Annotated in this window: 27 protein-coding genes and 1 pseudogene; 12 read left to right on the top strand and 16 right to left on the bottom strand. The window is 67.1% G+C overall.

Annotation, left to right across the window (positions count from 1 at the left end; all coding sequences use genetic code 11):
• Position 1: 1 nt before the first annotated feature.
• Both mltA and timA read right to left on the bottom strand, forming a co-directional pair.
• Entirely contained in the window at positions 2 to 1,168 is a 1,167-nt protein-coding gene (mltA, locus tag AC07NF_RS12640; RefSeq protein WP_494626313.1) for a murein transglycosylase A, read from the bottom strand.
• Complete coding sequence (timA, locus tag AC07NF_RS12635) at positions 1,168 to 1,797, bottom strand: TIM44-related membrane protein TimA (protein ID WP_494627562.1); 630 nt, start codon at positions 1,795 to 1,797, stop codon at positions 1,168 to 1,170. The genes mltA and timA overlap by 1 nt, the downstream gene beginning before the upstream one ends.
• A gap of 126 nt (positions 1,798 to 1,923) precedes the next feature.
• On the opposite strand from timA, the gene secB reads away from it, so the two are divergent.
• Positions 1,924 to 2,412: a protein-export chaperone SecB gene (secB, locus tag AC07NF_RS12630; RefSeq protein ID WP_492816120.1), complete on the top strand. Its 489-nt coding sequence runs from the start codon at positions 1,924 to 1,926 to the stop codon at positions 2,410 to 2,412.
• Positions 2,413 to 2,472: 60 nt separating this feature from the next.
• On the opposite strand, the gene AC07NF_RS12625 is transcribed toward secB, so the two are convergent.
• Entirely contained in the window at positions 2,473 to 3,159 is a 687-nt protein-coding gene (locus tag AC07NF_RS12625; protein ID WP_252635320.1) for a response regulator transcription factor, read from the bottom strand.
• A 75-nt stretch (positions 3,160 to 3,234) separates the two neighbouring features.
• Here AC07NF_RS12625 and AC07NF_RS12620 point away from each other — a divergent pair, with 75 nt between their 5' ends.
• Positions 3,235 to 3,741 (top strand): L,D-transpeptidase family protein, encoded by a 507-nt coding sequence (locus AC07NF_RS12620; protein WP_494626310.1) that lies wholly within the window; start codon positions 3,235 to 3,237, stop codon positions 3,739 to 3,741.
• Here AC07NF_RS12620 and AC07NF_RS12615 read toward each other — a convergent pair.
• On the bottom strand, positions 3,738 to 4,391 hold the full coding sequence (locus AC07NF_RS12615) for a YggS family pyridoxal phosphate-dependent enzyme (RefSeq protein WP_494626308.1): 654 nt from the start codon (positions 4,389 to 4,391) through the stop codon (positions 3,738 to 3,740). The two genes, AC07NF_RS12620 and AC07NF_RS12615, sit on opposite strands and share 4 nt — an antisense overlap.
• Before the next feature lie 14 nt (positions 4,392 to 4,405).
• On the opposite strand from AC07NF_RS12615, the gene AC07NF_RS12610 reads away from it, so the two are divergent.
• On the top strand, positions 4,406 to 5,029 hold the full coding sequence (locus AC07NF_RS12610) for a thiamine phosphate synthase (RefSeq protein ID WP_494626306.1): 624 nt from the start codon (positions 4,406 to 4,408) through the stop codon (positions 5,027 to 5,029).
• A gap of 6 nt (positions 5,030 to 5,035) precedes the next feature.
• On the opposite strand, the gene AC07NF_RS12605 is transcribed toward AC07NF_RS12610, so the two are convergent.
• Positions 5,036 to 5,446 carry an NtrZ family periplasmic regulatory protein gene (locus AC07NF_RS12605; RefSeq protein ID WP_494626304.1) on the bottom strand — a complete coding sequence of 137 codons (411 nt, stop codon included), beginning with the start codon at positions 5,444 to 5,446 and terminating at the stop codon, positions 5,036 to 5,038.
• Positions 5,447 to 5,683: 237 nt separating this feature from the next.
• Here AC07NF_RS12605 and AC07NF_RS12600 point away from each other — a divergent pair, with 237 nt between their 5' ends.
• From AC07NF_RS12600 to holA, 4 genes are all read left to right on the top strand, one after another.
• Positions 5,684 to 6,211: a DUF3576 domain-containing protein gene (locus AC07NF_RS12600; RefSeq protein ID WP_492816130.1), complete on the top strand. Its 528-nt coding sequence runs from the start codon at positions 5,684 to 5,686 to the stop codon at positions 6,209 to 6,211.
• Between the two features lie 136 nt (positions 6,212 to 6,347).
• Entirely contained in the window at positions 6,348 to 8,933 is a 2,586-nt protein-coding gene (leuS, locus tag AC07NF_RS12595; RefSeq protein ID WP_494626301.1) for a leucine--tRNA ligase, read from the top strand.
• A gap of 5 nt (positions 8,934 to 8,938) precedes the next feature.
• Entirely contained in the window at positions 8,939 to 9,445 is a 507-nt protein-coding gene (lptE, locus tag AC07NF_RS12590) for an LPS assembly lipoprotein LptE (protein WP_492816134.1), read from the top strand.
• A 6-nt stretch (positions 9,446 to 9,451) separates the two neighbouring features.
• Positions 9,452 to 10,504, top strand: a complete 1,053-nt coding sequence (holA, locus tag AC07NF_RS12585) for a DNA polymerase III subunit delta (RefSeq protein ID WP_492816136.1) — start codon at positions 9,452 to 9,454, stop codon at positions 10,502 to 10,504.
• A 229-nt stretch (positions 10,505 to 10,733) separates the two neighbouring features.
• Here the strand turns inward: holA and AC07NF_RS12580 are convergent, their stop codons facing one another.
• From AC07NF_RS12580 to AC07NF_RS12555, 6 genes are all read right to left on the bottom strand, one after another.
• Positions 10,734 to 11,645, bottom strand: a complete 912-nt coding sequence (locus AC07NF_RS12580; RefSeq protein ID WP_454718560.1) for a ParB/RepB/Spo0J family partition protein — start codon at positions 11,643 to 11,645, stop codon at positions 10,734 to 10,736.
• A 42-nt stretch (positions 11,646 to 11,687) separates the two neighbouring features.
• Positions 11,688 to 12,491 carry a ParA family protein gene (locus AC07NF_RS12575; protein WP_492816138.1) on the bottom strand — a complete coding sequence of 268 codons (804 nt, stop codon included), beginning with the start codon at positions 12,489 to 12,491 and terminating at the stop codon, positions 11,688 to 11,690.
• A complete protein-coding gene (gene rsmG, locus AC07NF_RS12570; protein ID WP_494626300.1) occupies positions 12,481 to 13,134 on the bottom strand; it encodes a 16S rRNA (guanine(527)-N(7))-methyltransferase RsmG in 654 nt (217 codons plus the stop codon). Before rsmG ends, AC07NF_RS12575 begins: the two co-directional genes overlap by 11 nt.
• The gene (gene mnmG / locus AC07NF_RS12565) at positions 13,124 to 14,980 is read right to left on the bottom strand and encodes a tRNA uridine-5-carboxymethylaminomethyl(34) synthesis enzyme MnmG (RefSeq protein ID WP_494626299.1); all 1,857 of its coding nucleotides are present in this window, start codon (positions 14,978 to 14,980) and stop codon (positions 13,124 to 13,126) included. Before mnmG ends, rsmG begins: the two co-directional genes overlap by 11 nt.
• Positions 14,981 to 15,148: 168 nt before the next feature.
• Positions 15,149 to 16,489, bottom strand: a complete 1,341-nt coding sequence (mnmE, locus tag AC07NF_RS12560; RefSeq protein WP_494626297.1) for a tRNA uridine-5-carboxymethylaminomethyl(34) synthesis GTPase MnmE — start codon at positions 16,487 to 16,489, stop codon at positions 15,149 to 15,151.
• A 4-nt stretch (positions 16,490 to 16,493) separates the two neighbouring features.
• Entirely contained in the window at positions 16,494 to 16,736 is a 243-nt protein-coding gene (locus AC07NF_RS12555; protein WP_454718555.1) for a DUF6489 family protein, read from the bottom strand.
• A gap of 127 nt (positions 16,737 to 16,863) precedes the next feature.
• Between AC07NF_RS12555 and AC07NF_RS12550 the strand changes: the two genes are divergently transcribed.
• Together AC07NF_RS12550 and AC07NF_RS12545 are read left to right on the top strand one after the other, a co-directional pair.
• Positions 16,864 to 17,559, top strand: a complete 696-nt coding sequence (locus tag AC07NF_RS12550; protein WP_494626294.1) for a dienelactone hydrolase family protein — start codon at positions 16,864 to 16,866, stop codon at positions 17,557 to 17,559.
• Positions 17,559 to 18,524, top strand: coding sequence for a quinone oxidoreductase family protein (locus AC07NF_RS12545; protein WP_494626292.1), 966 nt, complete (start codon positions 17,559 to 17,561; stop codon positions 18,522 to 18,524). Before AC07NF_RS12550 ends, AC07NF_RS12545 begins: the two co-directional genes overlap by 1 nt.
• Before the next feature lie 81 nt (positions 18,525 to 18,605).
• Here the strand turns inward: AC07NF_RS12545 and rho are convergent, their stop codons facing one another.
• The 5 genes and pseudogenes from rho to hemE form a co-directional block, all read right to left on the bottom strand.
• A complete protein-coding gene (rho, locus tag AC07NF_RS12540) occupies positions 18,606 to 20,039 on the bottom strand; it encodes a transcription termination factor Rho (protein WP_492816152.1) in 1,434 nt (477 codons plus the stop codon).
• A 260-nt stretch (positions 20,040 to 20,299) separates the two neighbouring features.
• Positions 20,300 to 20,398, bottom strand: a pseudogene (locus tag AC07NF_RS12535) (hypothetical protein); the annotation flags it as partial.
• The gene (locus tag AC07NF_RS12530) at positions 20,399 to 20,866 is read right to left on the bottom strand and encodes a CopD family protein (protein ID WP_494626290.1); all 468 of its coding nucleotides are present in this window, start codon (positions 20,864 to 20,866) and stop codon (positions 20,399 to 20,401) included. It abuts the pseudogene before it with no gap.
• Complete coding sequence (gene hemH, locus AC07NF_RS12525; RefSeq protein WP_494626288.1) at positions 20,863 to 21,891, bottom strand: ferrochelatase; 1,029 nt, start codon at positions 21,889 to 21,891, stop codon at positions 20,863 to 20,865. Before hemH ends, AC07NF_RS12530 begins: the two co-directional genes overlap by 4 nt.
• Positions 21,892 to 22,935, bottom strand: coding sequence for a uroporphyrinogen decarboxylase (gene hemE / locus AC07NF_RS12520; protein ID WP_494626286.1), 1,044 nt, complete (start codon positions 22,933 to 22,935; stop codon positions 21,892 to 21,894).
• A gap of 447 nt (positions 22,936 to 23,382) precedes the next feature.
• Between hemE and AC07NF_RS12515 the strand changes: the two genes are divergently transcribed.
• Genes AC07NF_RS12515 through aroE form a run of 3 tightly spaced genes read left to right on the top strand, consistent with a single transcriptional unit; the run spans position 23,383 to position 25,726 of the window.
• Complete coding sequence (locus AC07NF_RS12515; protein ID WP_492816160.1) at positions 23,383 to 24,288, top strand: pyruvate, water dikinase regulatory protein; 906 nt, start codon at positions 23,383 to 23,385, stop codon at positions 24,286 to 24,288.
• On the top strand, positions 24,285 to 24,878 hold the full coding sequence (locus tag AC07NF_RS12510) for a Maf family protein (RefSeq protein WP_494626284.1): 594 nt from the start codon (positions 24,285 to 24,287) through the stop codon (positions 24,876 to 24,878). Before AC07NF_RS12515 ends, AC07NF_RS12510 begins: the two co-directional genes overlap by 4 nt.
• Positions 24,875 to 25,726: a shikimate dehydrogenase gene (aroE, locus tag AC07NF_RS12505; RefSeq protein WP_494626282.1), complete on the top strand. Its 852-nt coding sequence runs from the start codon at positions 24,875 to 24,877 to the stop codon at positions 25,724 to 25,726. The genes AC07NF_RS12510 and aroE overlap by 4 nt, the downstream gene beginning before the upstream one ends.
• The last annotated feature ends 2 nt before the right edge of the window (positions 25,727 to 25,728 follow it).

The raw sequence follows: 25,728 nt of genomic DNA, 5'->3' as shown, positions 1-25,728 counted from the left end.
GCTACGACCGCGGAACCAGCCGGTACAGGCGCAGGGCGTGGCGCACGCGGCCGGCCTCGGCCCCGGCGGCGGTCCCGCTGCCCATATAGAGATCGGCGCGGACCTCGCCCTTGATGGCTCCACCGGTGTCCAGCGCCACGGCCAGGCGGCGATAGGCCGGGAAGGCCCCCGTCAGCTTGGGCGCGGCGGCGTCCAGCCAGTAGAGCCCGCCATAGCCGTGTTTGCTGGGGTCGACGGCGATGGCCCGGCCGGCCGGCAGCGGTACGCCGGCGGCGCCGACGGCTTCCTTGCCATCATCGGCGGCCATCTTGAAGAACACGTAGCGCGGGTTCAGCTGCATGATCGCGTCGGCTTCGGGACCGCGATGCGCGGCCAGCCAGGTGCGGATCGCGTCACCGGAGGTGTTGTTGTCGGGCAAGAGGCCCTGGTCGCGCATGGCGTTGGCGATGCCGACGAACGGCTTGCCGTTGTGGCCGGCGAAGGCCGCGCGCACCCGGCGGCCGTCGGGCAGGACCAGAATGCCCGAGCCCTGGATCTGCAGGAAAAACAGCTCTTCCGGCCGCATCCAGGCCAGGGGCTTGTCAGTCGGAACGGCCTCGATCTCGGCGCGGGCCGGATAGGGCACGAAGGTCGGGCCTTCGACGTGGCCGGTGATCTTCTTGCCCACGAAGCCGGGCTCGAAGGCGCCCAGGTCCAGCACCACCAGGTCGGCCGGCAGGCCGCGCACGGGGACCGTGAACTCAGCGTTGCGCGACATCCGCGCCTCGTACTGCGGGGCGAAATAGGCGGTCAGCAGGCCTTCGTCGCCGACCGGCTCGGGCCGGAAATTGGCCTCGAGAAACGCCCGCGCGCCCTGCTCGTCCTGGATCACCGTCGCCTTGGCCAGGCCGCAGACGCGGGTTAGGGCCGGGTCCTTGGAGACGCCGCAACCAGCGCGGAAGGCGTTGAGCGCCGCCAGGTGGTCGTCCTCGCTCCAGCCAGCCAGGCTGGAGAACGACATCGCCGTCGCCGGCAGGGTCGTCGAAGGCGGCGGCGGGACCGTCGTGCTGGGCGGAGGCGGAGTCGGCCCCGTCGCGATCGGCGGCAGAGGCGTGACGGCGCTGGCGCAGGCGCTCAGCAGCAGGCCCGCCAGAACCAGCGGCGCGAAGGGGGTCGAAACGCGGGTCATTACGCCTCGGCGGCGGCGACGTAGGTCAGGAGCCAGTTCGGATTGGCGCTCTTGACCTCGCGCTCGAAGGTCCAGAGCTCGGCGGTGCGGCGATCGTCGACGCCTTCGCCGCGCTCGTCCTTGGTGCGGGTGCGCACCTCGGCCAGGATCCGCACCACCGCCTTGGCGAGATCGCCCACCACGTCGACCTTTTCCAGGTCCAGGCGCGGCGGGGTCAGGAACTCGACCTTCTCGCTGCGGCCGGCGGCTTCGCGCGAGGCCATGGCCTGCTCGAAATTGTCCATCACCTCGGTGGCCAACAGGGGCTTGAGCGTCTCGCGGTCGCCTGCGGCATAGGCCGTGACGATCTGCTCGTAGGCCGCGCGGGCGCCGGACAGGAACTTGGTCGGATCGAAGTCGGGCTGCTTGGACTTGATCGCCGCCAGGTCCTCGGCGCGAACATTGGGCAGGGCGTCGAGCACGGTCCCGTTGGCCGGCTTGATGGTCTTGTCGACGACATCCTCGGGCTGACGGCCCACGCGGCGGCCCAGCGTGGCGTACAGCTGGTAGAGGACGACAGCGGCGACCGCGGCGAGGAACAGGATCTGGAGCACTTCAACGTCCGTTGACGGGCTTTTGGCCCAGCGAATGGTGTCTATATAGGCGAGACGCGTTCTCCCGTCAGGCGCCTGGCGTTGCGCCAGACGGGCCCTCATGGTAGCAGCGCGCACCTTTCTTACAGGCGTTCTAGAACGCTGATTACGGATTTTATCCTAATGACCGACACCACTGCCCCCGTGGGGACCCCGGAAGAGGCCGCTGGGCAATCGGGCATCCGCATCCTGGCCCAGTTCGTCCGTGACTTCTCGTTCGAAAATCCTCTGGCCCCCGACAGCCTGCGCGCCGGCGCGGCCCAGCCCGCGATCGACATGGGTGTCGAGATGAACGCCCGCGGCCGTCCCGATGGCCTGTTCGAAGTGGACCTGAAGCTCTCGGCCCGCGCCCTGCGCGACGAGCAAGCCGTGTTCCACGTCGAAGTGGTCTATGGCGGCCTGTTCCACATCGAGGGCGTGGCTGAAGCCGACCTCGAGCCGGTGCTGCTGATCGAGTGCCCGCGCTTCCTCTTCCCGTACGCCCGTCGCCTGATCTCGGACGTCACGGCCGAAGGCGGCTTCCCGCCCTTCCTGATCGACCCGATCGACTTCGCCGGCGTCTACGCCGCGCGCAAGGCCCAGGCCGAAGGCCAGCCGATCGGCAACGCCTAAGCTTCAGGCGTTACAGCTGAATACAAGAAGGCCCGGTCATCGCTGACCGGGCCTTTTTCGTTACGGCTGCAGGCGATACCCGCCCATCTCGGTAATCAGGATCCGCGCCACGGCCGGATCGGGCTCGATCTTCTGGCGCAGGCGGTAGACGTGGGTTTCCAGCGTGTGGGTGGTGACGCCGGCGTTATAGCCCCAGACCTCGGTCAGCAGCTCCTCGCGCGACACGGGCTTGGAGCCGGCGCGGTAGAGATATTTGAGGATGTTGGTTTCCTTCTCGGTCAGTCGCACCTTCTTCTGCTTCTCGTCGACCAGGAGCTTGGCGGACGGGCGGAATTCGTACGGACCGATGCGGAAGAGGGCGTCCTCCGAGGCCTCGTAGCTGCGCAGCTGGGCGCGGATGCGGGCCAACAGCACGCCGAAGCGGAAGGGCTTGGTGACATAGTCGTTGGCCCCGGACTCCAGGCCCAGGATCGTGTCGCTGTCGCTGGCGGCGGCCGTCAGCATGATCACCGGGGCCGTGACCCCATTCTTGCGCATCAGGCGGCAGGCCTCGCGGCCGTCCATGTCGGGCAGGTCGACGTCCAGCAGGATCAGGTCGGGCTTGATCTCGCGCGACACCCGCACGCCCTCGCCGGCGGTCGAGGCCTCGGCGACCGCGAACTCCTCGTGCAGGGCCAATTGCTCGGCCAAGGCGCCGCGCAGGTCATCGTCGTCGTCGATCAGCAGAAGGGTCTTGCGTTGCGCCATAAGGGGAAACATGCACCGCTGCGGCCCCTCGGGACAACCCCGTGAAGGTTCATTAGTCTGAGGAGTAGGTCGTCGATGCTGTTTCGCGCCCACGCTGACGGCCGTTTCGAGCTGGACGGACGGATCCTGCGCTGCGCGATCGGCAAGGCGGGCGTGATCGCGGGCGCCGACAAGCGCGAGGGCGACAACAAGAGCCCGCTGGGGACCTGGGTCATGCGCGAGGTCTGGTACCGGCCGGACGTCTATCCAGACGGTCCGACGACCGCCCTGCCGATTCGAGCGACGCAGGAGCAGGACGGCTGGTGCGATGCGCCGGGCGATCCGAACTATAATCGACCCGTGAGACTGCCCTACCCGGCCAGCGCCGAACGGATGTGGCGCGACGACCCTGTCTACGACCTGGTGGTGATACTCGGCCATAATGACGACCCGCCGGTTCCGGGCATGGGTTCGGCGATCTTCATGCACCTGGCGCGGGAGGGTTATCCCGGCACAGAGGGTTGTGTGGCGCTGGAACGGCCGGATATCGAGGCGGTGCTGGCGGCCGCCAAGCCGGGCGACGCCGTGGAGATCGTGGCCTAGCCGTAATTGCGGCTGCCGAAGATCGCCGACCCGACCCGCACGGAGGTCGCGCCCTCGGCAATGGCGATCTCGAAGTCGTCGCTCATGCCCATCGACAGCTTCTCGACGCCGTTGCGCTCGGCGATGGCGCGCAGGGCCGCGAAATGCGGCGCAGGGTCCTGGTCGAAGGGTGGGATGCACATCAGGCCCTCCACCGGCAGACCATAGGTTCCCCGACAGGCGGCGATGAAGGCGTCGGCCTCCACCGGCGCGATACCGGCCTTCTGGGCCTCCTCACCGATATTGACCTGGACGTAGAGGCGCGGGGCCTTGCCGGCCCGCTGGATCTCGTCGGCCAGCACGCGGGCCAGCTTCTCGCGGTCGAGGGTCTCGATGACGTCGAAGAAGCTCACCGCCTCGCGGGCCTTGTTGGTCTGCAGCGGGCCAATCAGGCGCAGCTCCAGGCCTTCGCGGCGGTCGCCCCAGCGCTCCATGGCCTCCTGGACCCGGTTCTCGCCAAGCACGCGCTGCCCTGCCTCGAGCACCGGCGCGACGTTCTCCCAGGGCTGGGTCTTGGACACGGCCACCAAGCTTACCGACCCGACCGGACGACCGGCTCGGATTTCGGCCTCTGCAATGCTAGCCTGGACCTGAGCGAGAGCATGCGACATCGGGGGGTGTGGCCTTGGACGGAAACGTGAGCGAACTGGAACTCCTGTCTAGTGCGGCGACGGCCTTCCCGCCAAGGACCGCGCGCGGCAAGACGCTGCCGGCCCTGCTGTTCTTTACCGATCCCGCGCGGGTCTCGAACCCCGAAGCCGTGGCCGAGCGGCTGCCGGCTGGGGCTGGGATCGTCTTCCGGGCCTTTGGAGCCGAGGACGCGGTCGACCAAGGCCGCCGCCTGCGGGCCATCGCCGACGCACGCGGCCTGATCCTTCTGGCCGGAGCCCATGCCGGCCTGGCCGAGGGCATTGGCGCGGACGGCCTGCACCTGCCCGAAGCCAGCGTCGCCGCGATCCCGCGCCTGCGCGCCGAGCACGCCCGCTGGCTGATCACCGCCGCCGCCCACGATGTACTGGCCGTCCAGGCGGCGCAGCGCGCGGGCGCCGACGCGGTCGTGGTCTCGCCGGTCTTTGCCAGCAACAGCCCGTCGGCGGGCGAACCTTTGGGGATCGAGGGCCTGAAGGACCTGGTCGCGGCCACGGCCCTGCCGGTCTACGCTCTGGGCGGCGTACGAGCGCGCACGGTCACGCAGCTGATCGGCAGCGGAATCGTCGGGATGGCGGCGGTCGAAGCGCTCGCCGGCTGACGGTTTCTAGAACTTGAAGGCCGTTTCCAGGCGCACGCGGGGCGCCGGCTCGGCCTGCTGGGCCTTGCGGGCGGCCAGGGCCGGGTTGGTTTCGCCGAGGCTGACGGCGCCGCCGACGCGGATCGACGGGGTGACCTTGAAATAGGCCCCGGCCTGGACGTCCTGCAATTCCATCTCGCGGCTGGACGGCTGGTCCAGGTCGAGCTTGAGGCCCCAGCGGCCCTTCTTGGCGTCCCACTTCAGCGTGCGCTTGTCGTCGGTCGGGTATTGGACGCCGACCGGCGCGCTGGTGAAGTCGTTCTTGACCGAGAAATCGGGGGCGACAGCATGCGGCTTGGCCTGGGCAAACGCCGTCGCCGCCGATCCGGTAAGGATCAGCGCGGCTGCACCCGCCAGGAAATAACGCTTCGCGACCATCGCTACTCGCCGCCTATACAATGTCCCCACTCGCTCCATATAGGATTGAGCCCCTTGATTTGCGATTAAAGGCTTGGCCGGAACGCGGTCAACCGGGGTTTGGTCGCACTTCGGGCTGAATTGAGCGATTCAATCGACTCCTGTGTCGATGAGGTCACGCGATTCCTGTTTTGAGGCGGCGTAGCCATGCTATAGACCGGCTCCCGGCCGCGGGGGCGCGCCAGGAACGGCGATACATTGGAGCGAGGTACTATGGCGTTTGAGCGTGGGTCTGTGATGCGCGGCGTCGCCGCGGGCGTCCTGGCTCTGTCGATGCTGGGCATGACCGCATGCGCCAGCAGCAAGCCCCCCAAGACGTTTTCCACGCAGAGCGACGAGCCGGGCCTCAACCCGTTCAAGCGCTTCGGCGGCGGCAACAAGGCTGCCCCCAGCGAGGCGGGCATCGGCGTCAACGGTTATCTGTGGCGCGCGAGCCTGGACACCCTGGCCTTCATGCCGCTGGCCTCGGCCGACCCGTACGGCGGCGTGATCGTCACCGACTGGTACGTGAACCCGGAAACCCCGGCCGAGCGCTTCAAGGCGACGGTCTACATCCTGGACACCCGCCTGCGCGCCGACGGCCTGAACGTCACGGTGTTCAAGCAGTCCAAGGACATCACCGGTAACTGGGTCGACGCTCCGGTCGCCGACCAGACCGCCACCGACATCGAGAACGCGATCCTGACCCGCGCGCGTCAGCTCCGACTTTCGAACATCAAGGGCTAAGGCTCTTCGGGGTCTCTTTCCGAGCGAAAGGGACCCCGCCCTCCTATTTCTCTGCGCGCTCCGGCCGCGAAACCGCTTACGTTCGTTGCGGACTCGCCTTCGGGGCGCTTTTCCGCATCTAGACACCTGGTTTCCGATGGCCCGCTACAATCCCAAAGACACCGAACCCAAGTGGCGTGAAGCCTGGGCGAAGGCCGACGTCTTCAAGACCGGCGAGATCAACGACGGCCGTCCGAAATACTACGTGCTCGAGATGTTCCCGTATCCGTCGGGCCGCATCCACATGGGCCACGTCCGCAACTACGCCATGGGCGACGTGGTGGCCCGCTACAAGCGCGCGCAAGGCTTCAACGTCCTGCACCCGATGGGTTGGGACGCCTTCGGCATGCCCGCCGAGAACGCGGCCATGGAGCGCGGCGTCCACCCCAAGGGCTGGACCTACGACAACATCGCCGCCATGCGCGAGCAGCTGAAGTCGCTGGGCATTTCGGTCGACTGGTCGCGCGAGTTCGCCACCTGCGACCCGGAATATTACGGCAAGCAGCAGGCCTGGTTCCTGCGCCTGCTGAAGCGCGGCCTGGTCTATCGCAAGGAAGCCTCGGTCAACTGGGACCCGGTCGACATGACCGTCCTGGCCAACGAGCAGGTCATCGACGGCAAGGGCTGGCGCTCGGGCGCGACGGTCGAGAAGCGCAAGCTGACCCAGTGGTTCCTGCGCATCACCCAATATGCCGACGACCTGATCGAGGGCCTGAAGACCCTGGACCGCTGGCCCGACAAGGTTCGCCTGATGCAGGAGAACTGGATCGGCCGCTCCAAGGGCCTGCGGTTCAAGTTCCAATTCGAGGGTGAGGCTCCCGACGGCATGGCCGACGGGCTGGAGGTCTACACCACCCGTCCCGATACCCTGTTCGGCGCCAGCTTCGTCGGCATTGCGCCCGAGCATCCGCTGGCCGAACGCCTGGGCATCGAGAATCCCGAGGTCCAGCAGTTCATCGCCGACTGCCGCAAGGGCGGCACCTCGGAAGCCGAGATCGAGAGCGCCGAGAAGCTGGGCTACGATACCGGCCTGCGGGTGCAGCACCCGCTGGACCCGTCGATCACCCTGCCCGTCTGGATCGCCAACTTCATCCTGATGGACTACGGCACCGGCGCGATCTTCGCCTGCCCGGCCCATGACCAGCGCGACCTGGACTTCGCCCGCAAGTACGACCTGCCGGTCCTGCCGGTGGTGCTGCCCAACGGTGAGGACGCCGCGACTTTCCAGGTCGGCAAGGAGGCCTATGTCGGCCCCGGCAAGATCTACAATTCGGAATTCCTGGACGGCCTGGACATCGAGGCCGCCAAGGCTGAAGCGGTCAGCCGCATCGAAGCGGCCGGCCAGGGCCAGGGCGCGACCGTCTATCGCCTGCGCGACTGGGGCGTCTCGCGTCAGCGCTACTGGGGCTGCCCGATCCCGGTGATCCACTGCGCCGACTGCGGCGTCGTGCCAGTGCCGGAAGACCAGCTGCCGGTCGCCCTGCCCGACGACGTCACCTTCGACAAGCCGGGCAACCCGCTGCTGCGTCACCCGACCTGGCGTCACACCAGCTGCCCCTCGTGCGGCGGCCGCGCCGAGCGCGAGACCGACACGCTGGATACGTTCATCGACTCGAGCTGGTACTTCGCCCGCTTCGCCGATCCGACGGCCGACGAGCCGGTGGGCAAGGCCGCGGCCGACTACTGGATGGCCGTCGACCAGTATATCGGCGGCGTCGAGCACGCGATCCTGCACCTGCTGTACGCGCGCTTCATCACCCGCGCCCTGAAGGACGAGAACCTGCTGTCGGTCGAAGAGCCGTTCGCGGGCCTCTTCACGCAAGGCATGGTCACCCACGAGGCCTACAAGAACGAGGCCGGCGAGTGGGTCGAGCCGTCGGACATCCGCATCACGGTCGAGGGTAACAACCGGTCGGCGGTTCACGCCACGACCGGCGCACCGATCATCATCGGCGACGTCGAGAAGATGTCGAAGTCCAAGAAGAACGTCGTCGCCCCCGAGGACATCTTCGAAGCCTACGGCGTCGACAGCGCGCGCCTGTTCGTGATGAGCGACAGCCCGCCCGAGCGCGACGTCCAGTGGACCAACTCGGGCGTCGAGGGTTCATGGCGCTTCACGCACCGCCTGTGGAACGAGTTCGACAGTCAACCGGCCGGCGACTTCGCCCACGACGACAGCGACGAGGCCGCCGTGGCCCTGCGCAAGTCGGCCCACAAGCTGATCGGCTTTGTGACCGACAGCATCGAGGGCTTCCGCTTCAACAGCGGCGTGGCGCGCCTGTACGAGTTCCTGAATGCCCTGAAGACCGCTCCGGCTGAAGGCGCCTCCCAAGGCGTGCTGGCGGCCCGCAAGGAAGCCCTGAACATCCTGGCCCGCCTGGTCGCCCCCTTCACGCCCCACCTGGCCGAGGAAGCCTGGGCGTCGATCGGCGGCGAAGGCATGGTCGTGAACGCGCCCTGGCCCAAGGCCGACCCGGCCCTGGCCGCGGACGACGAGCGCGTCCTGCCCATCCAGATCAACGGCAAGCGTCGCGGCGAGGTGAAGGTGAAAGCCGGCGCCCCCGAGGACGAGGTCCAGAAAATCGCTCTGGCGGATCCCAACGTCATGGCCCACCTTGAGGGCCTCACGGTCCGCAAGGTGATCGTGGTGAAGGACCGGATCATCAACATCGTGGCCAACTGAGACTGATGAAACGCACCCTGGCGGCGGCCGCTCTCGCCCTCTCGACCCTCGCGCTCTCGGCTTGCGCCGGCTTCACGCCGCTGTATGGCCGTCCGGGCGTCGAGGGCGGACTTTCCAGCATCGAGACGGTCGCGTCCGAGGGCCGTGGCGGCTACCTGCTGCGCGAGCAGCTGGACGACGCCCTGGCCCACCGCGCCGGCGATCCGACCGCCTACAAGCTGCTGCTGTCGGTCAACGAACAGCGCTTCGCCCGCGGCGTGCGCCTGGACAACACGGCCAACCGCTACGAGCTGAAGATGATCGTCACCTGGCGCCTGATCGAGGTCGCGACCGGCGGCGAGGCCTATAAGGGCGTCACCGACGTCTCGGTGACCTACGACTCGGCCGACCAGCCCTACGCGGCCATCGCGGCCCAGAACGACGGCCAGGAGCGCGCGGCGGCCGAGGTCGCCCGCAAGATCCAGCTGGATCTGGCCACCTGGCTGGCGGGCGGCAAGAAGAAGCGGGCTTAAGGCCCGATGATCCTCTCCAAGCGTCCGGACGTCGAACGCTTCCTGCGGGAGCCGACCCCGGACATCCGGGCCGTGGTCATCTACGGCAAGGACCGGGGCGTGGTGCGCGATCGCGCCAACGCCCTGGCCAAGCGCGTGGTCGAGCGCCCGGACGACCCCTTCGACACCGCGATGCTGACCGACGGCGACCTGGACGCCGATCCGGCCAAGCTGGAAGACGAGCTGTCGGCCATGTCGCTGATGGGCGGCCGGCGCCTGGTGCGCCTGCGCCTGAACGGCGACAAGGCCGGACCCGACAAGCAGGCCTCCGAGGCCCTGACCCGCCATGTCGAGGGCCAACTGAACCCCGACGCCTTCTTCCTGGTCGAGGCCGGGGCGCTGGACCGCAACTCCCTGCTACGCAAAGTCGGCGAGAAGGCCAATGGCTGCGCCGTCATCCCCTGCTACGAGGATGAAGCCGGCGACCTGGCCCGCCTGGCCCGTGACACCCTGGCCAACGACAAGGTCGGCCTCAACAGCGAGGCCCTGGACCTTTTCGTCTCGCGCCTGCCCAAGGAGCGCGGCGTGGCCCGGGCCGAGATCGAGCGCCTGGCGCTGTACCTCGGCCCGGGCAGCGGCATCACGGCCACCGCCGCCGACCTGACCGACTTCCTGGGCGTGGAACCCGAAGCCTCGCTCAGCGACGCCGCCGCCGATGCGTTTGGGGGTAAGGCCGGTCTCGCCCAGCAGGCCCTGCGCCGCGCCGCCGCCGAGGGCGAAGGCGGTCCCGCCGCCGTGCGGGCCATCAGCTACTATCTGAACCGCCTGCGCCGGGTCCTGACCCTGCACAAGAACGGCGTCGACCTGCAGGCGGCCGCCAAGGCCTCCGGCGTCTTCTGGAAACAGGAGCGCGAGTTCCTGCGCCAGGCCCGCGCCTGGAACCTGGAAGCCATCCTCGAGATCCAGGGCGAGGTCCTAGCCGCCGACCGCGCCTGCAAGACCTCCGGCTCGCCCGACCAACTGATCTCCGAGCGCCTGGCGCTGATGATCGCGGGCCGCGCGCGGCGGTTGGGGCTGTAGGGCTCTAGAATCCGCCAAAATAGGCGGTTTGCGCCGCTGTGGATGGTTTCGAGGAAAGCCTTACAGCACAAGGGTTTGGAGTCTGATCGGACTCAAGCCGCCCTCCTCTCACGAAAACGGCGCCTCCCGGAGTACGGAAAGGCGCCGCTTGGTGCGCGACAGAGGCAATTTTAGAGCGCCGTTTTCAGGCCCGAAAACCGCTCAAACGCACGCGTTTCCGTGCGTCTGATCAGACCCCCCGGCTCAGCCGATTGCAGAGGTCGTCCAGCTGCTCGAGCGTCGCGTAGCTGATCGTCAGGGCGCCGCCAGCGCCGCGATGGTCGATCGAGACGTCCAGGCCCAGGACCGACGACAGGTCGGCCTCGAGGGCCTGGGTGTCGGTGTCCTTCACGCGCGGCGGACGGCCGCCCTTGTTCTTGTTCGGCGTCGCGGTCGGCGCCTTGCGGGCCAGGGCCTCGGTCTCACGGACGGACAGGCCGCCTTCGATGATCTGCTTGGCCAGGGCGACCGGGTCGGCCGCGGCGGCGATGGCGCGGGCATGACCGGCCGACAGCTCGCCGCTGACCAGGTACGACTGCACCTCGTCGGGTAGGGCCAGCAGGCGCATGGTGTTGGCCACGTGGCTGCGGCTCTTGCCGATGGTCTGGGCGATGTTCTCCTGGGTGCGCTCGAACTTCTCCATCAGCACTTTGTAGGAGAGCGCTTCTTCCAGGATGTTCAGGTCGGCGCGCTGGACGTTCTCGATGATGCCGATTTCCAGCACCGCCAGATCGTCCAGCTCGCGCACCATGATCGGCACGGTGCGCAGGCCCGCGCGCTGGGCGGCGCGCCAGCGGCGTTCGCCGGCGACGATCTGGTATTCCCCCGGAGAGCCGGGCGCGGGACGCACCAGGATCGGCTGCAGGACGCCCTTCTCACGGATCGAGTTGGAAAGGTCCTCCAGGTCTTCCTCGCGGAAGGTGCGGCGCGGCTGGTCGGGATTACGCTTCAGGATCTCGATCGGCGCTTCGCGCGAACCGGCCGTGTTGTCGCTCGGCGCCTGAGCCGGCGCGTTCTCGACCTCGCCCAACAGGGCCGACAGACCACGCCCCAGACCACGACGCCCCTCGGAACCACCAGCCTCAGCCACCACAGACTCCATTCTTCTTCTCGTACAAACTCGGGTCGTTACTCAGAAATCGGCTTAAGCGGCCTGGGCCTGGCGATCGCGTTCGCGGCTGATCACCTCGCGGGCCAGCTTCAGGTAGGCCTGGCTGCCGGCGCACTTCAGGTCATACAGCAGGACGGGCTTACCGAACGACGGCGCCTCCGAGACCCGCACATTCCGCGGGATGACCGCGTCATAGACCTTGTCGCCGAAGTACTCCCGGACATCACGGGCCACCTGTTCGGACAGGCTGTTGCGGCGGTCGTACATGGTCAGCACCACACCCTGGATCTCCAGGCGCGGGTTCAGGCTGCCGCGGATGCGCTCGATGGTGCGCATCAGTTGGGTCAGGCCTTCCAGGGCGAAGAACTCGCACTGCAGCGGCACGAACACCGCGTCGGCGGCGGTCATGGCGTTGACGGTCAGCACGTTCAGCGACGGCGGGCAGTCGATCAGCACATAGGTGTAGGGGCCGTTGACGCGGATCGACTCCAGGGCGTCGCGCAGGCGGTACGACCGGCGGGCGGTCTGGCCCAGTTCGATCTCTACGCCCGACAGGTCGGCGTCGGCCGGGATGACGTCCAGGCCGGGCAGTTCGGTCCGCACGGCGGCGTCCACCACCGGCGACTCGCCCATCAGCACGTCGTACAGCGTGGTCCGGCGCTGGACGCGGGTGATGCCCAACCCCGTGGAACAGTTGCCCTGCGGGTCGGCGTCGATCAGCAGCACGCGCTCACCGCAAGCGGCCAGGGCGGTGCCCAGGTTGATGGCGGTCGTGGTCTTGCCGACCCCGCCCTTCTGGTTGGCGATGGCCAGGACGCGGAGAGGATTAGCGGACACGGGAAAGCCTCTTCACTTGAACGATGCGGCCACGGGGGTCGCTTTGACTGGTGCTCAGTTCGCTGGCGAATGCCCAGGCCTTGGAGGCCTCGGTCAGTTCCGCAGCGACGTCCTGCCCTTTGAGGAACAGGCCCGTCGCGCCGCGATACAGATAGGGTTCGGCGAAGCCGAGCAGCTTGGTCATCGGCGCGCAGGCCCGCGCGGTAACGACGTCGACCTTCAGCTTCAACTCTTCGGCTCGGACATTATGGATCTCGACCGGCAGGTCGAGATCCTTGGCGACCACCTCGAGGAAGCGGCAGCGCTTTGCCATCGACTCGACCAGGTGAACCTTGGCTCCAGCCCTACCCTTCAGCAGTATGGCCAGCACCACGCCGGGCAAACCCGCGCCGGCGCCCAGGTCGGCCCAGGTCACCGCGTCGGGCGCCAGCGCCAGCAGCTGCGAGCTGTCCAGGGCGTGGCGGGTCCAATAGGTGTCGATGGTCAGCGGACCGACCAGGTTCATCACTGCGTTCCACTCGGCCAGCAGTTCCTTGAAGCGGGCCAGCTCGGCCATCTGGGCATCAGATGCGCCGGTAAGGGCTTGGTAACCAGCCGCGTCCAGCACCGGGGGTTCAGCCGTCACGATAAGATCAGGCTGCACGGCCGCGCCTCACATGAGCGAGCAGAGCGGTCAGAGCGCCCGGGGTCACACCCTCGATCCGGGCCGCCTGGCCCAGAGTCATAGGGCGAACGCGCTGGAGCTTCTCGCGCACTTCGTTCGACAAGCTGCCGATGTCGGCATAATCCAGGTCAGCCGGCAGGCGCAGATCCTCATCCTTGCGCAGCGACTCGGCGTCGGCGCGTTGGCGATCCAGATAGCCGGCATAGGCCGCCTCGATCTCGATCTGCTCGCGGACGTCAGTGTTCCACGTGAAAACTTCGGGCCAGAGGCGGCCCAGGTCGTCGAGGGTCACATCCGGATAGGCCAGCATGGCGAAGACGTCGCGGCGGACGCCGTCGCTGTTGACCTTGAAGCCGGCCTTCACCGCCTCGTTCGGGGTCAGGGTGACCGAACGTGCGAAGGCGCGGGCCGCCTCCAGGCGACCCTTCTTCTCGGTCCAGGCCTTGGCGCGGGTCTCGCCGACCACGCCCAGGTCGATCCCACGATCGGTCAGGCGCTGGTCGGCATTGTCGGCGCGCAGGGTCAGGCGGAACTCGGCCCGGCTGGTGAACATGCGATACGGCTCGGTGACGCCCCGGGTGACCAGGTCGTCGATCATCACGCCGATATAGGCTTCGTCGCGGGCGAAGACGGCGCGCTCCCTGCCCTGCACGGCCAGGGCCGCGTTCAGGCCGGCGACCAGGCCTTGCGCCCCCGCCTCTTCATAACCCGTGGTGCCGTTGATCTGGCCGGCCAGGTACAGGCCCGGCAGGCGCTTGGTCTCCAGCGTGGCGAAGAGCTCGCGCGGATCGACATAGTCGTATTCGATCGCATAGCCGTAGCGGATCACCTCGACCTTCTCGAGGCCGGGGATCGTGCGCAGGAACAGCAGCTGGGTCTCTTCGGAGACCGACGTGGAAATGCCGTTCGGATAGACCGTGTCGTCGTCCAGGCCTTCCGGCTCCAGGAAGATTTGGTGGCTGGTCTTGTCGGCGAAACGGACGACCTTGTCCTCGATCGACGGGCAATAGCGTGGACCGATCCCCGTGGCGCGGCCGCTATAGACCAGCGACTCGCCGATGCGCTCGGCGATGATCCGGTGGGTCTCTTCGGTGGTGAAGGTGACGCCGCAGGCGATCTGCGGCACGTCGATCTTGTCGGTCAGGTACGAGAACGGGACCGGCTGCTCGTCGGCCGCCTGGCTCTCCAGCTGGTCCCAGGCGATGGTCTTGCCGTCCAGGCGCGCGGGCGTGCCGGTCTTCAGACGGCCCATCTGGAAGTCGAGACCATAAAGACGATCCGCCAGACCGATCGACGGCTGGTCGCCGACGCGGCCGGCCGGGATACGGTCGTCGCCCCGATGGATGACGCCCTTCAGGAAGGTGCCGGTCGTGAGGATTACACGTGAAGCGCGGTAGGTCCGCCCTGCCCCGTCGACCGCGCCGGCGACCCGACCGTCCTCGACGATCAGGTCCTCGGCGGCGGCGGCGATGATGTCCAGGTTCGGCGTGGCGGCCAACTCGGCCTGCATCGCCTCGCGATAGAGCTTGCGGTCGATCTGCGAACGCGGACCACGGACCGCCGGGCCCTTGGAGCGGTTCAGCATCCGGAACTGGATGCCGGCCTTGTCGGCCAGACGGCCCATGATCCCGTCCAGGGCGTCGATCTCGCGGACCAGATGGCCCTTGCCCAGGCCACCGATGGCCGGGTTGCACGACATCTCGCCGATGGTCTCAAGCTTGTGGGTCAGCAGCAGGGTGCGAACGCCGGCGCGCGCGGACGCAGCGGCCGCCTCGCAGCCGGCGTGACCGCCGCCGATGACAATGACATCCCAGGTATCGGACAAAAGCTTCGCCTCAATGCGAACGCCCCCGAACGGGCGGGGGCGCTGGACTCGACATATACGCCAATCAGGCGAGGCGGTCGATGTGACTCAAAGGCGTTTCACGTGAAACACCCCCACCCCAGCTGTGAGCGCGCTGTGGATAATATAGGGGACGTTTCACGTGGAACATCACTTGCCGATGCAGAAGGTCGAAAAGACGCGGCCGAGCACGTCTTCGGGGTCGACCCGACCGGTGATCTTCTCGAGCGCCCGGGCCGCCAGCCGCACATCCTCGGCGGCCAGTTCGACCTCGAGACCGACCTCTGACAGGGCGCGCGCCAGATAGTCCCGGGCTTCCCGGAGACGCTCGGCGTGACGCAGTCGGGTCGCGGCTGGGAATTCAGCGCCGGACAGCGCGTCAGCGACATGATCGGCTAGAGCCGTACGAACCTCGTCCATCGCCTCACTCGAACGGGCGGACAGACGCATGACGTTGAGCCCCTCCCCCGCCCACTTCTGCTCGGCTTCGTCCAATGCCGAGGCGTCGGCGATGTCGGCTTTGTTCAGCACCAGCCAGTCGCCGGGCCGGATTGCCTCCTCAAGCTTCACTGTATGTTTCACGTGAAACCCATCGACGACCCAAAGCCTTAGGTCAGCATCTTCAGCCCAAGCCCGCGCCCGGCGGACGCCCTCGGCTTCGATCGCATCGGCCGTTTCGCGAATGCCAGCCGTATCGGCGACCAGCACCTTGTAGCCGCCCAGAACCAGCGGAACCTCGATCACGTCCCGGGTAGTGCCGGGCGTGTCGGTGACGATCGCCGCATCCCGCTCGACCAGTCCGTTGAGCAAGGTGCTCTTGCCGGCGTTCGGCGCACCTACCAGGGCGATGCTGAAACCGTCCCGCACTCGGCGTCCACGGGAAACATCGGCCAGGGCCGCCTCAAGCTCGGCGCTTAAAGTACGAAGGCCGGGACGCGCCCGCTCCGCGACCTCTTCCGGCATGTCCTCATCAGGGAAATCGACGGCGGCTTCTAGCATGGCCAACGACTGGACCAGCAGATCCCGCCAGCGGTCGTAACGCTGGCTCAGCGCGCCACCGACCTGTCCAAGCGCCTGCCTGCGCTGCGCCTCCGTCTCGGCGTCGATCAGGTCGGCGACACCCTCGGCCTGGGCCAGGTCCAGCTTGCCGTTCTCGAAGGCCCGGCGGGTGAACTCGCCCGGCTCGGCCAGGCGCAGGCCCAGGTCGACCAGCGCCGACAGCAGCGCCTCGACGACAGCCCGGCCGCCATGCACGTGAAACTCGGCGCTGTCCTCGCCGGTGTAGCTGGCCGGTCCCTCGAACCGCAGGACCAGCGCTTCGTCCAGCTCGACGCCCTGGTGGCGCAGTTTGCGCAGAGCCGCCAGGCGCGGCTTGGGCGGTTTTCCCGTGAGGGCTTCGACGACCGGCAGGGTCGCCGGCCCCGAGACGCGCACCACGGCCACCGCCGCTCGCCCGGCCGCCGTGGCCAGGGCGAAGATCGTATCGGTCATGTCGTCAGGGCTTCCCGACCGCCGCGCCGGCCGCCGCCGTCATCAGCTTGCGGAACTGCTCCTGGGCGCCGGTGCCGAACGCCATCCAGTTCTTCATCAGCTCCTCGGGCGCCAGCATGGCCATGTTGGCGTCCATGCGGTTCTGCATCTCCTTGACCAGATGCTCGTTCAAGCCGCTGACATCCGGAAGGCCTAGAAAGGCCCGCGCCTCGACGGGCGAGCAGTCGATTTCGATGGTCATTTTCATCGGGTGGTTCCCTTCGGTCAGGGCACGATATTGTTATGGGGCAAGCCCGTCGGCGCAGGTTAGAGCGCTTTGGTCGAAAGTCACATCGTCCCGCTTTTCTGGGACGCTTAAAGGACGGAGAGCTCCGATGAGCGAGACCCTCACCATCACCACGCCCGACGGCGACTTCGCGGCCTATGTGGCGCGACCCCAGGCAGAGAACGCTCCGGCCATCGTCGTGATCCAGGAGATCTTCGGCGTCAACAAGGTGATGCGCGACATCGCCGACGGCCTGGCCGCCCAGGGCTATGTCGCCATCGTGCCCGACCTGTTCTGGCGCATCGAGCCCGGCATCGACATCACCGACAAATCCGAGGCCGAGTGGAAGCGGGCCTTCGAACTGTTCAATGCGTTCGACGTGGAAACCGGCGTCGCCGATATCGGCGCGACGATCACCGCCGCCCGCGCGCTGGCCGGCGTCAACGGCAAGGTCGGGGCGGTCGGCTATTGCCTGGGCGGCCTGCTGGCCTTCCTGACCGCGACCCGCACCGACGTCGACGCCTCGGTCTCGTACTACGGCGTCGGCATCGAGAAGCATGTCGGCGAGGCCGAGAAGCTGACCCACCCGCTGCTGATGCACATCGCCGAGAAGGATCAGTTCGTGCCCCCGGAAGCCCAGCAGGTCATCCTGGCCGCGCTGAAGGATCACCCGCAGATCGAGCTGCATACCTATGCCGACCGCGACCACGCCTTCGCGCGCGAGGGCGGCGCACACTATGACGCTGCCGACGCGGCCAAGGCCAACGGCCGTAGCCTGACCTTCTTCCAGAAGGTCCTGGCGTAATGCTGGCGATCCAAGCCGTCCGCACCGGCGGACCCGAGGTGCTCGAGGCCGTCCAGCTCGAGGTCCCCTCGCCCGCAGCCAGCCAGATCCTGATCCGGCATCAGGCCGTCGGTCTGAACTATATCGACACCTATCATCGCTCGGGTCTCTACCCGCTGAAGATGCCGGTGGTGATCGGGCTGGAGGCGGCCGGGATCGTCGAGGCCGTTGGCGATGGCGTCAGCCGGTTCCAGGTCGGCGACCGCGTCGCCTACAACGGGACCATGGGCGCCTATGCCGAGGCGGCGGTCGTTCCGGCCGAGCGCGCGGTGAAGGTTCCAGAAGGTGTCAGCCTGGAGACCGCGGCCGCCGTCCTGCTCAAGGGCATGACCGCCGAGTTCCTGGTCCGCCGGTGTTTCCACGTGAAACCTGGCGACCTGGTTCTGATCCACGCGGCCGCCGGCGGCGTCGGTCAGATCCTGGTTCAGTGGTGCAAGGCTCTCGGCGCGACGGTGATCGCCACGGCCGGCGGCGAGGCCAAGCTGGCCCTCGCTCGCAGCCTCGGCGCGGACCACGTCATCGACTACGGCCAGGAAGATGTCGCCGCCCGCGTCAGCGAGATCACCGGCGGCAAGGGTGTCGCGGTTGTCTATGACGGCGTCGGCAAGGACACCTGGGACGCCAGCTTCAAGAGCTTGGCCAAGCGCGGCGTGCTGGTCACCTTCGGCAATGCCTCAGGTCCGGTCCCCCCGTTCGCGCCGCTGGAGCTGTCGGCCAAGTCGGCCTTCATCACCCGCCCGCGCCTGTTCGACTACATCGCCACGACCGAGGAGTTGGACGAGAGCGCCGAGGCTCTGTTCGTCGTCCTCGCGTCCGGCGCGGTGAAGATCGACATCGGCCAGACCTTCCCACTCGCCGAAGCCCGTGCGGCGCATGAGGCGCTGGAAGGCCGGAAGACGACCGGAGCTACCCTGCTCATTCCGTAAGACTGAACGCGGTAGGACCAACAAAAAAGGCCCCGGGTAGAACCGGGGCCTTTCTCGTATCGGCAGTGAGTCTGGTCGGACTCAGGTGTTCATCGACTGGAAGAAGTCGCCGTTGGTCTTGGACTGACGCAGCTTGTCGAGCAGGAACTCGATCGCGTCCGACGCGCCCATCGGATTGAGGATGCGGCGCAGGACGTAGGTCTTCGTCAGTTGGTCGCGCGGCGTGATGAGCTCTTCCTTGCGGGTGCCCGACTTGAGCACGTCGATGGCCGGGAAGATGCGCTTGTCGGCAACCTTGCGGTCCAGGACGATTTCCGAGTTACCGGTGCCCTTGAATTCTTCGAAGATCACTTCGTCCATGCGGCTGCCGGTGTCGATCAGGGCCGTGGCAATGATCGACAGCGAACCGCCCTCTTCGACATTCCGCGCCGCGCCGAAGAAGCGCTTGGGGCGCTGCAGGGCGTTGGCGTCGACACCGCCGGTCAGCACCTTGCCCGACGACGGGACCGTGGTGTTGTAGGCGCGGCCCAGACGGGTGACCGAGTCCAGCAGGATGACGACATCGCGCTTGTGCTCGACCAGGCGCTTGGCCTTCTCGATGACCATCTCGGCCACCTGCACGTGGCGTGTCGCCGGCTCGTCGAAGGTCGAGGCGATGACCTCGCCCTTCACGGTGCGCTGCATGTCGGTGACTTCTTCCGGGCGCTCGTCGATCAGCAGCACGATCAAGTAGCACTCGGGGTGGTTGGTCTCGATCGACTTGGCGATGTTCTGCAGCATGACCGTCTTACCCACGCGCGGCGGGGCGACGATCAGGCAGCGCTGGCCCTTGCCGAGCGGAGCGACGATGTCGATGACCCGGCCCGAACGATCCTTGATGGTCGGATCGGGCAGTTCCATGTGCAGGCGCTCGTCGGGATAGAGCGGCGTCAGGTTGTCGAAGTGGACCTTGTGACGGACGTTGTCCGGGCTCTCGAAATTGATCTTCGAGACATTGGTCAGGGCGAAGTAGCGCTCGCCTTCGCGCGGCGAGCGGATCGCGCCGTCGACGCTGTCGCCGGTGCGCAGGCCATACTTCCGGATCTGCGAGGGCGAGACGTAGATGTCGTCCGGGCCCGGCAGGTAGTTGGCTTCCGGCGAGCGCAGGAAGCCGAAGCCGTCCTGCACCACTTCCATGGTGCCCGAGCCCGAGATCTCCACGCCTTCTTCGGCGAGGGTCTTCAGGATCGCGAACATCATGTCCTGCTTGCGCATGGAGTTGGCGTTCTCGACCTCGAAGGTCTCGGCGAACGCCAGCAGGTCGGCCGGGGATTTCTCCTTCAGCTCCTGCAGGGACATGGACTTCAGGCCCAGGGCCGCGACGGCCGCGGCGATGTCGGAGCCGTCGTCTTCGCCTTCGGCCTCGGCTTCCGCATCGGCGGAAGCGGCCTCGACCGTCGTATCGATATCGACGGAGGAGTCTTCGGTGGTCGCGTCTTCAGCGGCCGGGATTTCGTTTTCGGTTTCTTCGGTCATGACAAGACTCAAGAGTGGGCGCGGACCCCAGGGCGGAGTCCGGCCGGTAAGACTTCGATAGTCACGCTGGTCTGCCCATCAGGACGGACCAGGCGAGCGCGTCGGTTGACGATGACGCGGATCGTTCGGGGGACGGACCTTGGAGCGGATCGCTCGCGGGGCGCGCCAGGACGGGCGCCGGTCCGTAGAGAGGTGGGTTCGAAACACGAACCTTTTGGATGCAAACCACGTGGGACGCGGCCGGTCAAGCGGCGGGTCCGAAACCCTCGTCCTTCGACAAGCTCAGGATGAGGGTTTCTAGTGTCTCGGCCTTACCAGTAGACCTCACCCTGAGCCTGTCGAAGGGCGAGGACGGACCCTCAGTGGTTCAGGAACTTGGTCGTCACCGAGATGACGATGATGATCGCCAGCACGAACGGGATCTCGTTCGTCGCCCGCCAGAACTTTTCCGAGCGGGTGTTCTCGCCGCGCTCGAACTTCTTGCGCGAGGCCGACAGGAAGCCGTGCCAGCCATAGAGGCCGACCAGGGCGACCAGCTTGGTGATCATCCAGGGCTGGGCCAGGAAGCCCCAGCCGCGGATGGCGCTGTCGGCCAGGATCAGACACAGGCCGAACACGAAGGTCGCGATCGAGGCGGGGTTGATGATCCCGCGCAGCAGCCGGCGCTCCATGACCTTGAAGGTCTCGTCCATCTCCGAACCGGGCGCGGCGCCGGTGTGATAGACGAACAGTCGCGGCAGGTAGAGCAGCCCCGCCATGAAGGCGATGACCGACAGGATGTGCAGGCCCCGGAACACGTTGAAGTGGGCCACCAGGAAATCGATCACGCCGAGGCTTCCTCATTGCAGGGACAGTTTTCAGGTCCGCGCCAATCGCCGCCGGGGATGACCCCGCCAGTGGCCATCGCCTTGGCGACCATGTCGGCAAGACCAGAGATGAACTCCGGCGCGACACCCAAGGCCGGCACGCGGATATAGGGGGCGACCCCGACCTCCCGCGCCAGCTCGGCATATTCATGGTCCAGCTCGACCAGGGTCTCGACGTGTTCGGAGACGAAAGCGATCGGGGTGACGATCACGCCCTTCCCATCCGCGCCGGCGCGGCGGATCTCGTCGTCGGTCGAGGGTCCGATCCACTTCATCGGTCCGACCCGGCTCTGGTAGCAGACGGTCCAGTCCAGGCCGGCCGGCAGCTTGGCGGCGACCGCGGCGGCCGTGGCCTCGACCTGCTTCTGGTAAGGATCGCCGGCCAGGATGACCTTCTCCGGCAGACCGTGGGCCGAGAACAGCAAGCGCACGTTCGTCGGCGAACCGGCCTTTTCCCAGGTCTCGCGGATCAGTCGGGCGTGGGCCTCGACCAGACCGGCCTCATCTGGATAGCAGCACACCGTCGTCTGGCGACCCGAGCCCTTGTAGGTCTCGCGCCAGGCTTTCAGCGACGAAGCCGTCGTGGTCGCTGAGAACTGCGGATAGAGCGGCAACAGCACGATTTCATCGGGTGCGAACGCACCGACCTGTTTAGCCGTTTCGCCGGTCAGCGGGTTCCAGTAGCGCATGGCGATGAAGCACTTGGCCTCGACGCCCGGCAGGCTCTTGGCCAGCTGCGCTTCCAGAGCCCACGCCTGCTTTTCCGTCTCCGGCAGCAGCGGCGAGCCGCCGCCCATGATCGCGTAGTTGGCCTTGGCGGTCTTCTCGCGGGTCGTCGAGATCAGCGCCGCCAGGGGATACCGAAACAGCGCCGGCAAGCCGATGATCGCCGGATCGCGGAACAGGTTGAACAGGAACGGCCGCACCGCCGACGGACCATCTGGCCCGCCCAGATTGAACAGAACGACGGCGAGCTTCTTGCCCACCTAGCCGCCCACCTTCACGCCGGTCACCCGCTCCAGCACCAGCTCGACATTGGCGATCGGCGTGTCAGGCAGGATGCCGTGACCCAGGTTGAAGATGTAGGGACCCTGGTTCCACTGTTCCAGCAGCTGGTCGACGCGGCGCAGCAACGCATCACCGCCAGCCCGCAGCAGCAGCGGATCGAGTGCGCCCTGGATCGTCTTGGTCTTCTGGATCGCCTGACCCAGCTTCGCCGACGCCGAGGTGTCCAGCGCCACGCCTTGTACCGGCACCTTGGCCGTATAGTCCTCGACCAGCGTCCCGGCCCCACGCGGGAAGCCGATGATCGGAACCGTCACGCCCCGCGCCCGCAGGCCTTCGATGATTTTGATGTGCGGCTGGGTGACAAGGCGATCGAACAGCGGCTCGGACAGACCCTCGGCCCAGCTTTCGAACAGCTTCAGGGCCTGGGCCCCGGCATCGACCTGCATGGCCAGGTAGTCGACCGTCGAGTCGACCAGCACCTGGATCAGGGCGTCCAGCTTCTCGGCGTTCTGGTAGGCATAGGTCCGCGCGCCGCTGCGATCGCTGGAGCCGCCTTCGATCATGTAGGTCGCCACGGTCCACGGCGCGCCGGCGAAACCGATCAGGGCCTTCGACGGATCGAGCGCCGAACGAACCCGGGTCAGCGTCTCCCCGACGAGCTTGAGGGCCTCGCCCGCATTCCCGGCCTTGTCGGCCATGGACTCGATCGACGGCATTTCACCCAGCTTCGGACCTTCGCCGGCCTCGAACCAGACCTTCTGGCCCAGGGCGCCGGGGATCAGCAGGATGTCGGCGAAGACGATCGAGGCGTCGTACGGAAACCGCCGCATCGGCTGCAGGGTGACTTCGGCCGCCTTCTCGGGATCGAAGCAGAACGAGATGAAGTCCGGGGCCGTGGCCCGCACCGCGCGGTACTCCGGCAGATACCGACCCGCTTGGCGCATGAACCAGATCGGCGGATGGGCATGCGTCTCGCCGGCGAGCGTTGAGAGAAATTTAGGGATTTGCGTGGGAGACGTCATGGCTCGGGTTAAAGCCCGGTCCTCGCTTGGGCTCAAGCCCGTAAGACCCTTAAGTCCCTACCTTCATATCTTAATAAGAATTTAAGATTTGAAAGAGGGTGTTGGAGGGCAACTGCAAAGTGGGGAAAACGCCTGACAGGCGAGTGACTCGCACAGCCCATCCCGCCTTACCCCCAGGCCTTCCCACATGTGGTTAAGGGTCTGTTAATCATGTGGATGGTCCAGCAGCGCTTTGAAGACCTTAATGAATTCTTAACTCGCGACGGCGGGACAAAGACCCCTCACGAGACTCTGTCCGCAGCTTGGGACAGCCGGGATTCACTTGATGGGGGATGCGGGGCGAGCCTGGGGATGATACGCGAGCAATGCGACCGTTGATCACAGCGGCGCCGTGTCACGACGCTTCGAGGCCCCTTTGGCGCCCAGGCGTCCCCAGGGGCGAGGCAAGTGGTTAAGCAACCGTTAACGGATGATCCACAGGAGAGTCTGGGTCAGGGAGACGGCGAACGGCTGCCGCCGCGCTTCGCCACCTACTTCCATATTCACTTGGTGTCGGACTCCACGGGCGAGACCCTGAACGCCATGGCGCGCGCGGTGTGCGCCCGTTTCACCGATATCCTGCCTATCGAACACATCTACGCGCTGGTTCGTTCCACGCGGCAACTTGACCGGGCGTTGGAAGAGATCGGCGGCGCCCCGGGCGTGGTGATGCACACCATCGTCGATCCGAACCTGCGCGCAGCGCTGGAAGAGGGTTGCCGCAAGCTGGAAATGCCCTGCATCGCCGCGCTGGATCCGGTGATCAGCGCCATGTCGCGCTATCTGGGCGCGCGGATCTCGACCCGGGTCGGCGCCCAGCACGCTTTGACCAATGACTATTTCGACCGCATCGAGGCCCTGGACTACGCCATTGCCCATGACGACGGCCAAGGCGGCCAGGACTTGACCCAGGCCGACGTCATCCTGGTCGGCGTGTCGCGGACGTCGAAGACCCCGACCTGCATCTATCTGGCCCATCGCGGCGTGCGCGCCGCCAATGTGCCGCTGGTGCCGGGCCGCCCGCCGCCGCCTGAGCTGTTCGAGCTGAAGAACACCCTGATCGTCGGCCTGATCACCTCGCCCGACCGGCTGATCCAGATCCGTCGCAACCGCCTGCTCTCTTTGAAAGAGAATAGAGAGAGCGACTATGTCGACAGCGACGCCGTGCGCCAGGAGATCATCGCCGCTCGCCGGCTGTTCGAGCGCATGAACTGGCCGACCATCGACATCACCCGCCGCTCGGTCGAGGAGACGGCGGCGGCGATCATCAATCTCTTGTCGGGTGGTCGCGGCAAGGTCGAGGTCCTGGGATGACGTCTGTAACGCTCGCGTCCAAGAGCAGCGCCCGCCAGATGATCCTCAAGAACGCCGGCGTCGCCTTCGAGGCGGTTAGCCCCGGCGTCGACGAGGACGCCGCCAAGGCCGGCCTGTTGGCTGAAGAGGTCACACCGCGCGACATCGCCGACGCGCTTGCGGAGATGAAGGCGGTCAAGGTTTCGACCAAGCGCCCCGGCCTGGTGATCGGCGCCGACCAGACGCTCGACCTCAAGGGCAAGCTGTTCGACAAGGCCGAAACCTTGGCTCAGGCGCGTGAGCATCTGCTGGAACTGCGCGGCACGACCCATAAGCTGCACTCGGCCGTGGTCGTGGCCCGCGACGGCCAGCCGATCTGGCGGATCGTCGAGAGCGCCAAGCTGTCGGTGCGCCCGTTCAGCGAGGCGTGGCTCGACGCCTATATAGAGCGTCGCGGCGAGGCCCTGCTGTGGTCGGTCGGCTGCTACGAGCTGGAGAGCGAGGGCGTTCAGCTGTTCGATGCGGTCGACGGCGACTACTTCACCATCCTGGGCCTGCCGTTGATCGGCCTGCTCGATTTCCTGCGCCTTCATGGAGCCCTGGCCGCATGACGATCTCTGGAGCCGCCATCGTCGGCGGCGTCTGCGGCGCGCCGATCAAGCACTCGATGAGCCCGGTCCTGCACAACGCCTGGATCCAGGCGGCTGGCCTCGACGCGGCCTATGTGCCGTTCGCGCCGGCGCCTGATCGGTTCGAAGCCTTCGTCGACGGCCTGCGCGGCGGGGCGATCAAGGGCGTCAACGTCACCATCCCCTTCAAGGAGCGGGCCCTGGCCTGCGCCGACACCGCCAGCGACCTGGCGAAAATGGCCGGCGCTGCGAACCTGCTGATCTTCAACGCGGACGGCTCGGTCCATGCCGATAACACTGACGGCCCTGGCCTGCTCGGCGCGATCGACGCCCAGGCTCCCGGCTTTGACGTCACGGCCGCGCCGGTCGTGATCCTGGGCGCCGGCGGTGCGGCCCGCGGCGCGGTCGCGGCTCTGCTGCTGGCCGGTGCGCCCAAGGTCACGATCGTCAACCGCACTTTGGCCCGCGCCCAGGAACTGGTCGACGCGTTCGGCGCCAAGGTGTTCGCGGCCGAGGAAACGGCCCTGCCCGCCCTGCTCGCCGAGGCCGGCCTGATCATCAATGCCACCTCGCTGGGCCTGAACGGCGGCGAGGGTCCGGTGGCCGATTTCACCCTGACCCCGGAAACCGCCGTGGTCATGGACATGGTCTACAAGCCGCTGCGCACCGAGTTCCTCCGCCGCGCCGAGGCCGCCGGCCGTCGCACGGTCGATGGCCTGGAGATGCTGCTGCGTCAGGCGATCCCGACCTTCGAGGCGATCTATGGCGTGACGCCCTCCCCTGAGGTCGATGTGCGGGGCCTGGCCCTCAAGCTGCTTGGCGAGGCGTAGGT

This window comes from Caulobacter sp. GW821-FHT10A06, from assembly GCF_059415805.1.
This window is presented reverse-complemented; position numbering and strand designations above follow the sequence as displayed.

Bases quoted from the DNA above. Each gene is read 5' to 3' on its own strand.
- mltA (WP_494626313.1), bottom strand. From the start codon at position 1,168: ATGACCCGCGTTTCGACCCCCTTCGCGCCGCTGGTTCTGGCGGGCCTG.
- secB (WP_492816120.1), top strand. From the start codon at position 1,924: ATGACCGACACCACTGCCCCCGTGGGGACCCCGGAAGAGGCCGCTGGG.
- AC07NF_RS12625 (WP_252635320.1), bottom strand. From the start codon at position 3,159: ATGGCGCAACGCAAGACCCTTCTGCTGATCGACGACGACGATGACCTG.
- AC07NF_RS12620 (WP_494626310.1), top strand. From the start codon at position 3,235: ATGCTGTTTCGCGCCCACGCTGACGGCCGTTTCGAGCTGGACGGACGG.
- AC07NF_RS12615 (WP_494626308.1), bottom strand. From the start codon at position 4,391: ATGTCGCATGCTCTCGCTCAGGTCCAGGCTAGCATTGCAGAGGCCGAA.
- AC07NF_RS12605 (WP_494626304.1), bottom strand. From the start codon at position 5,446: ATGGTCGCGAAGCGTTATTTCCTGGCGGGTGCAGCCGCGCTGATCCTT.
- leuS (WP_494626301.1), top strand. From the start codon at position 6,348: ATGGCCCGCTACAATCCCAAAGACACCGAACCCAAGTGGCGTGAAGCC.
- lptE (WP_492816134.1), top strand. From the start codon at position 8,939: ATGAAACGCACCCTGGCGGCGGCCGCTCTCGCCCTCTCGACCCTCGCG.
- holA (WP_492816136.1), top strand. From the start codon at position 9,452: ATGATCCTCTCCAAGCGTCCGGACGTCGAACGCTTCCTGCGGGAGCCG.
- AC07NF_RS12580 (WP_454718560.1), bottom strand. From the start codon at position 11,645: ATGGAGTCTGTGGTGGCTGAGGCTGGTGGTTCCGAGGGGCGTCGTGGT.
- mnmE (WP_494626297.1), bottom strand. From the start codon at position 16,489: ATGACCGATACGATCTTCGCCCTGGCCACGGCGGCCGGGCGAGCGGCG.
- AC07NF_RS12555 (WP_454718555.1), bottom strand. From the start codon at position 16,736: ATGAAAATGACCATCGAAATCGACTGCTCGCCCGTCGAGGCGCGGGCC.
- AC07NF_RS12550 (WP_494626294.1), top strand. From the start codon at position 16,864: ATGAGCGAGACCCTCACCATCACCACGCCCGACGGCGACTTCGCGGCC.
- AC07NF_RS12545 (WP_494626292.1), top strand. From the start codon at position 17,559: ATGCTGGCGATCCAAGCCGTCCGCACCGGCGGACCCGAGGTGCTCGAG.
- rho (WP_492816152.1), bottom strand. From the start codon at position 20,039: ATGACCGAAGAAACCGAAAACGAAATCCCGGCCGCTGAAGACGCGACC.
- hemE (WP_494626286.1), bottom strand. From the start codon at position 22,935: ATGACGTCTCCCACGCAAATCCCTAAATTTCTCTCAACGCTCGCCGGC.
- AC07NF_RS12510 (WP_494626284.1), top strand. From the start codon at position 24,285: ATGACGTCTGTAACGCTCGCGTCCAAGAGCAGCGCCCGCCAGATGATC.
- aroE (WP_494626282.1), top strand. From the start codon at position 24,875: ATGACGATCTCTGGAGCCGCCATCGTCGGCGGCGTCTGCGGCGCGCCG.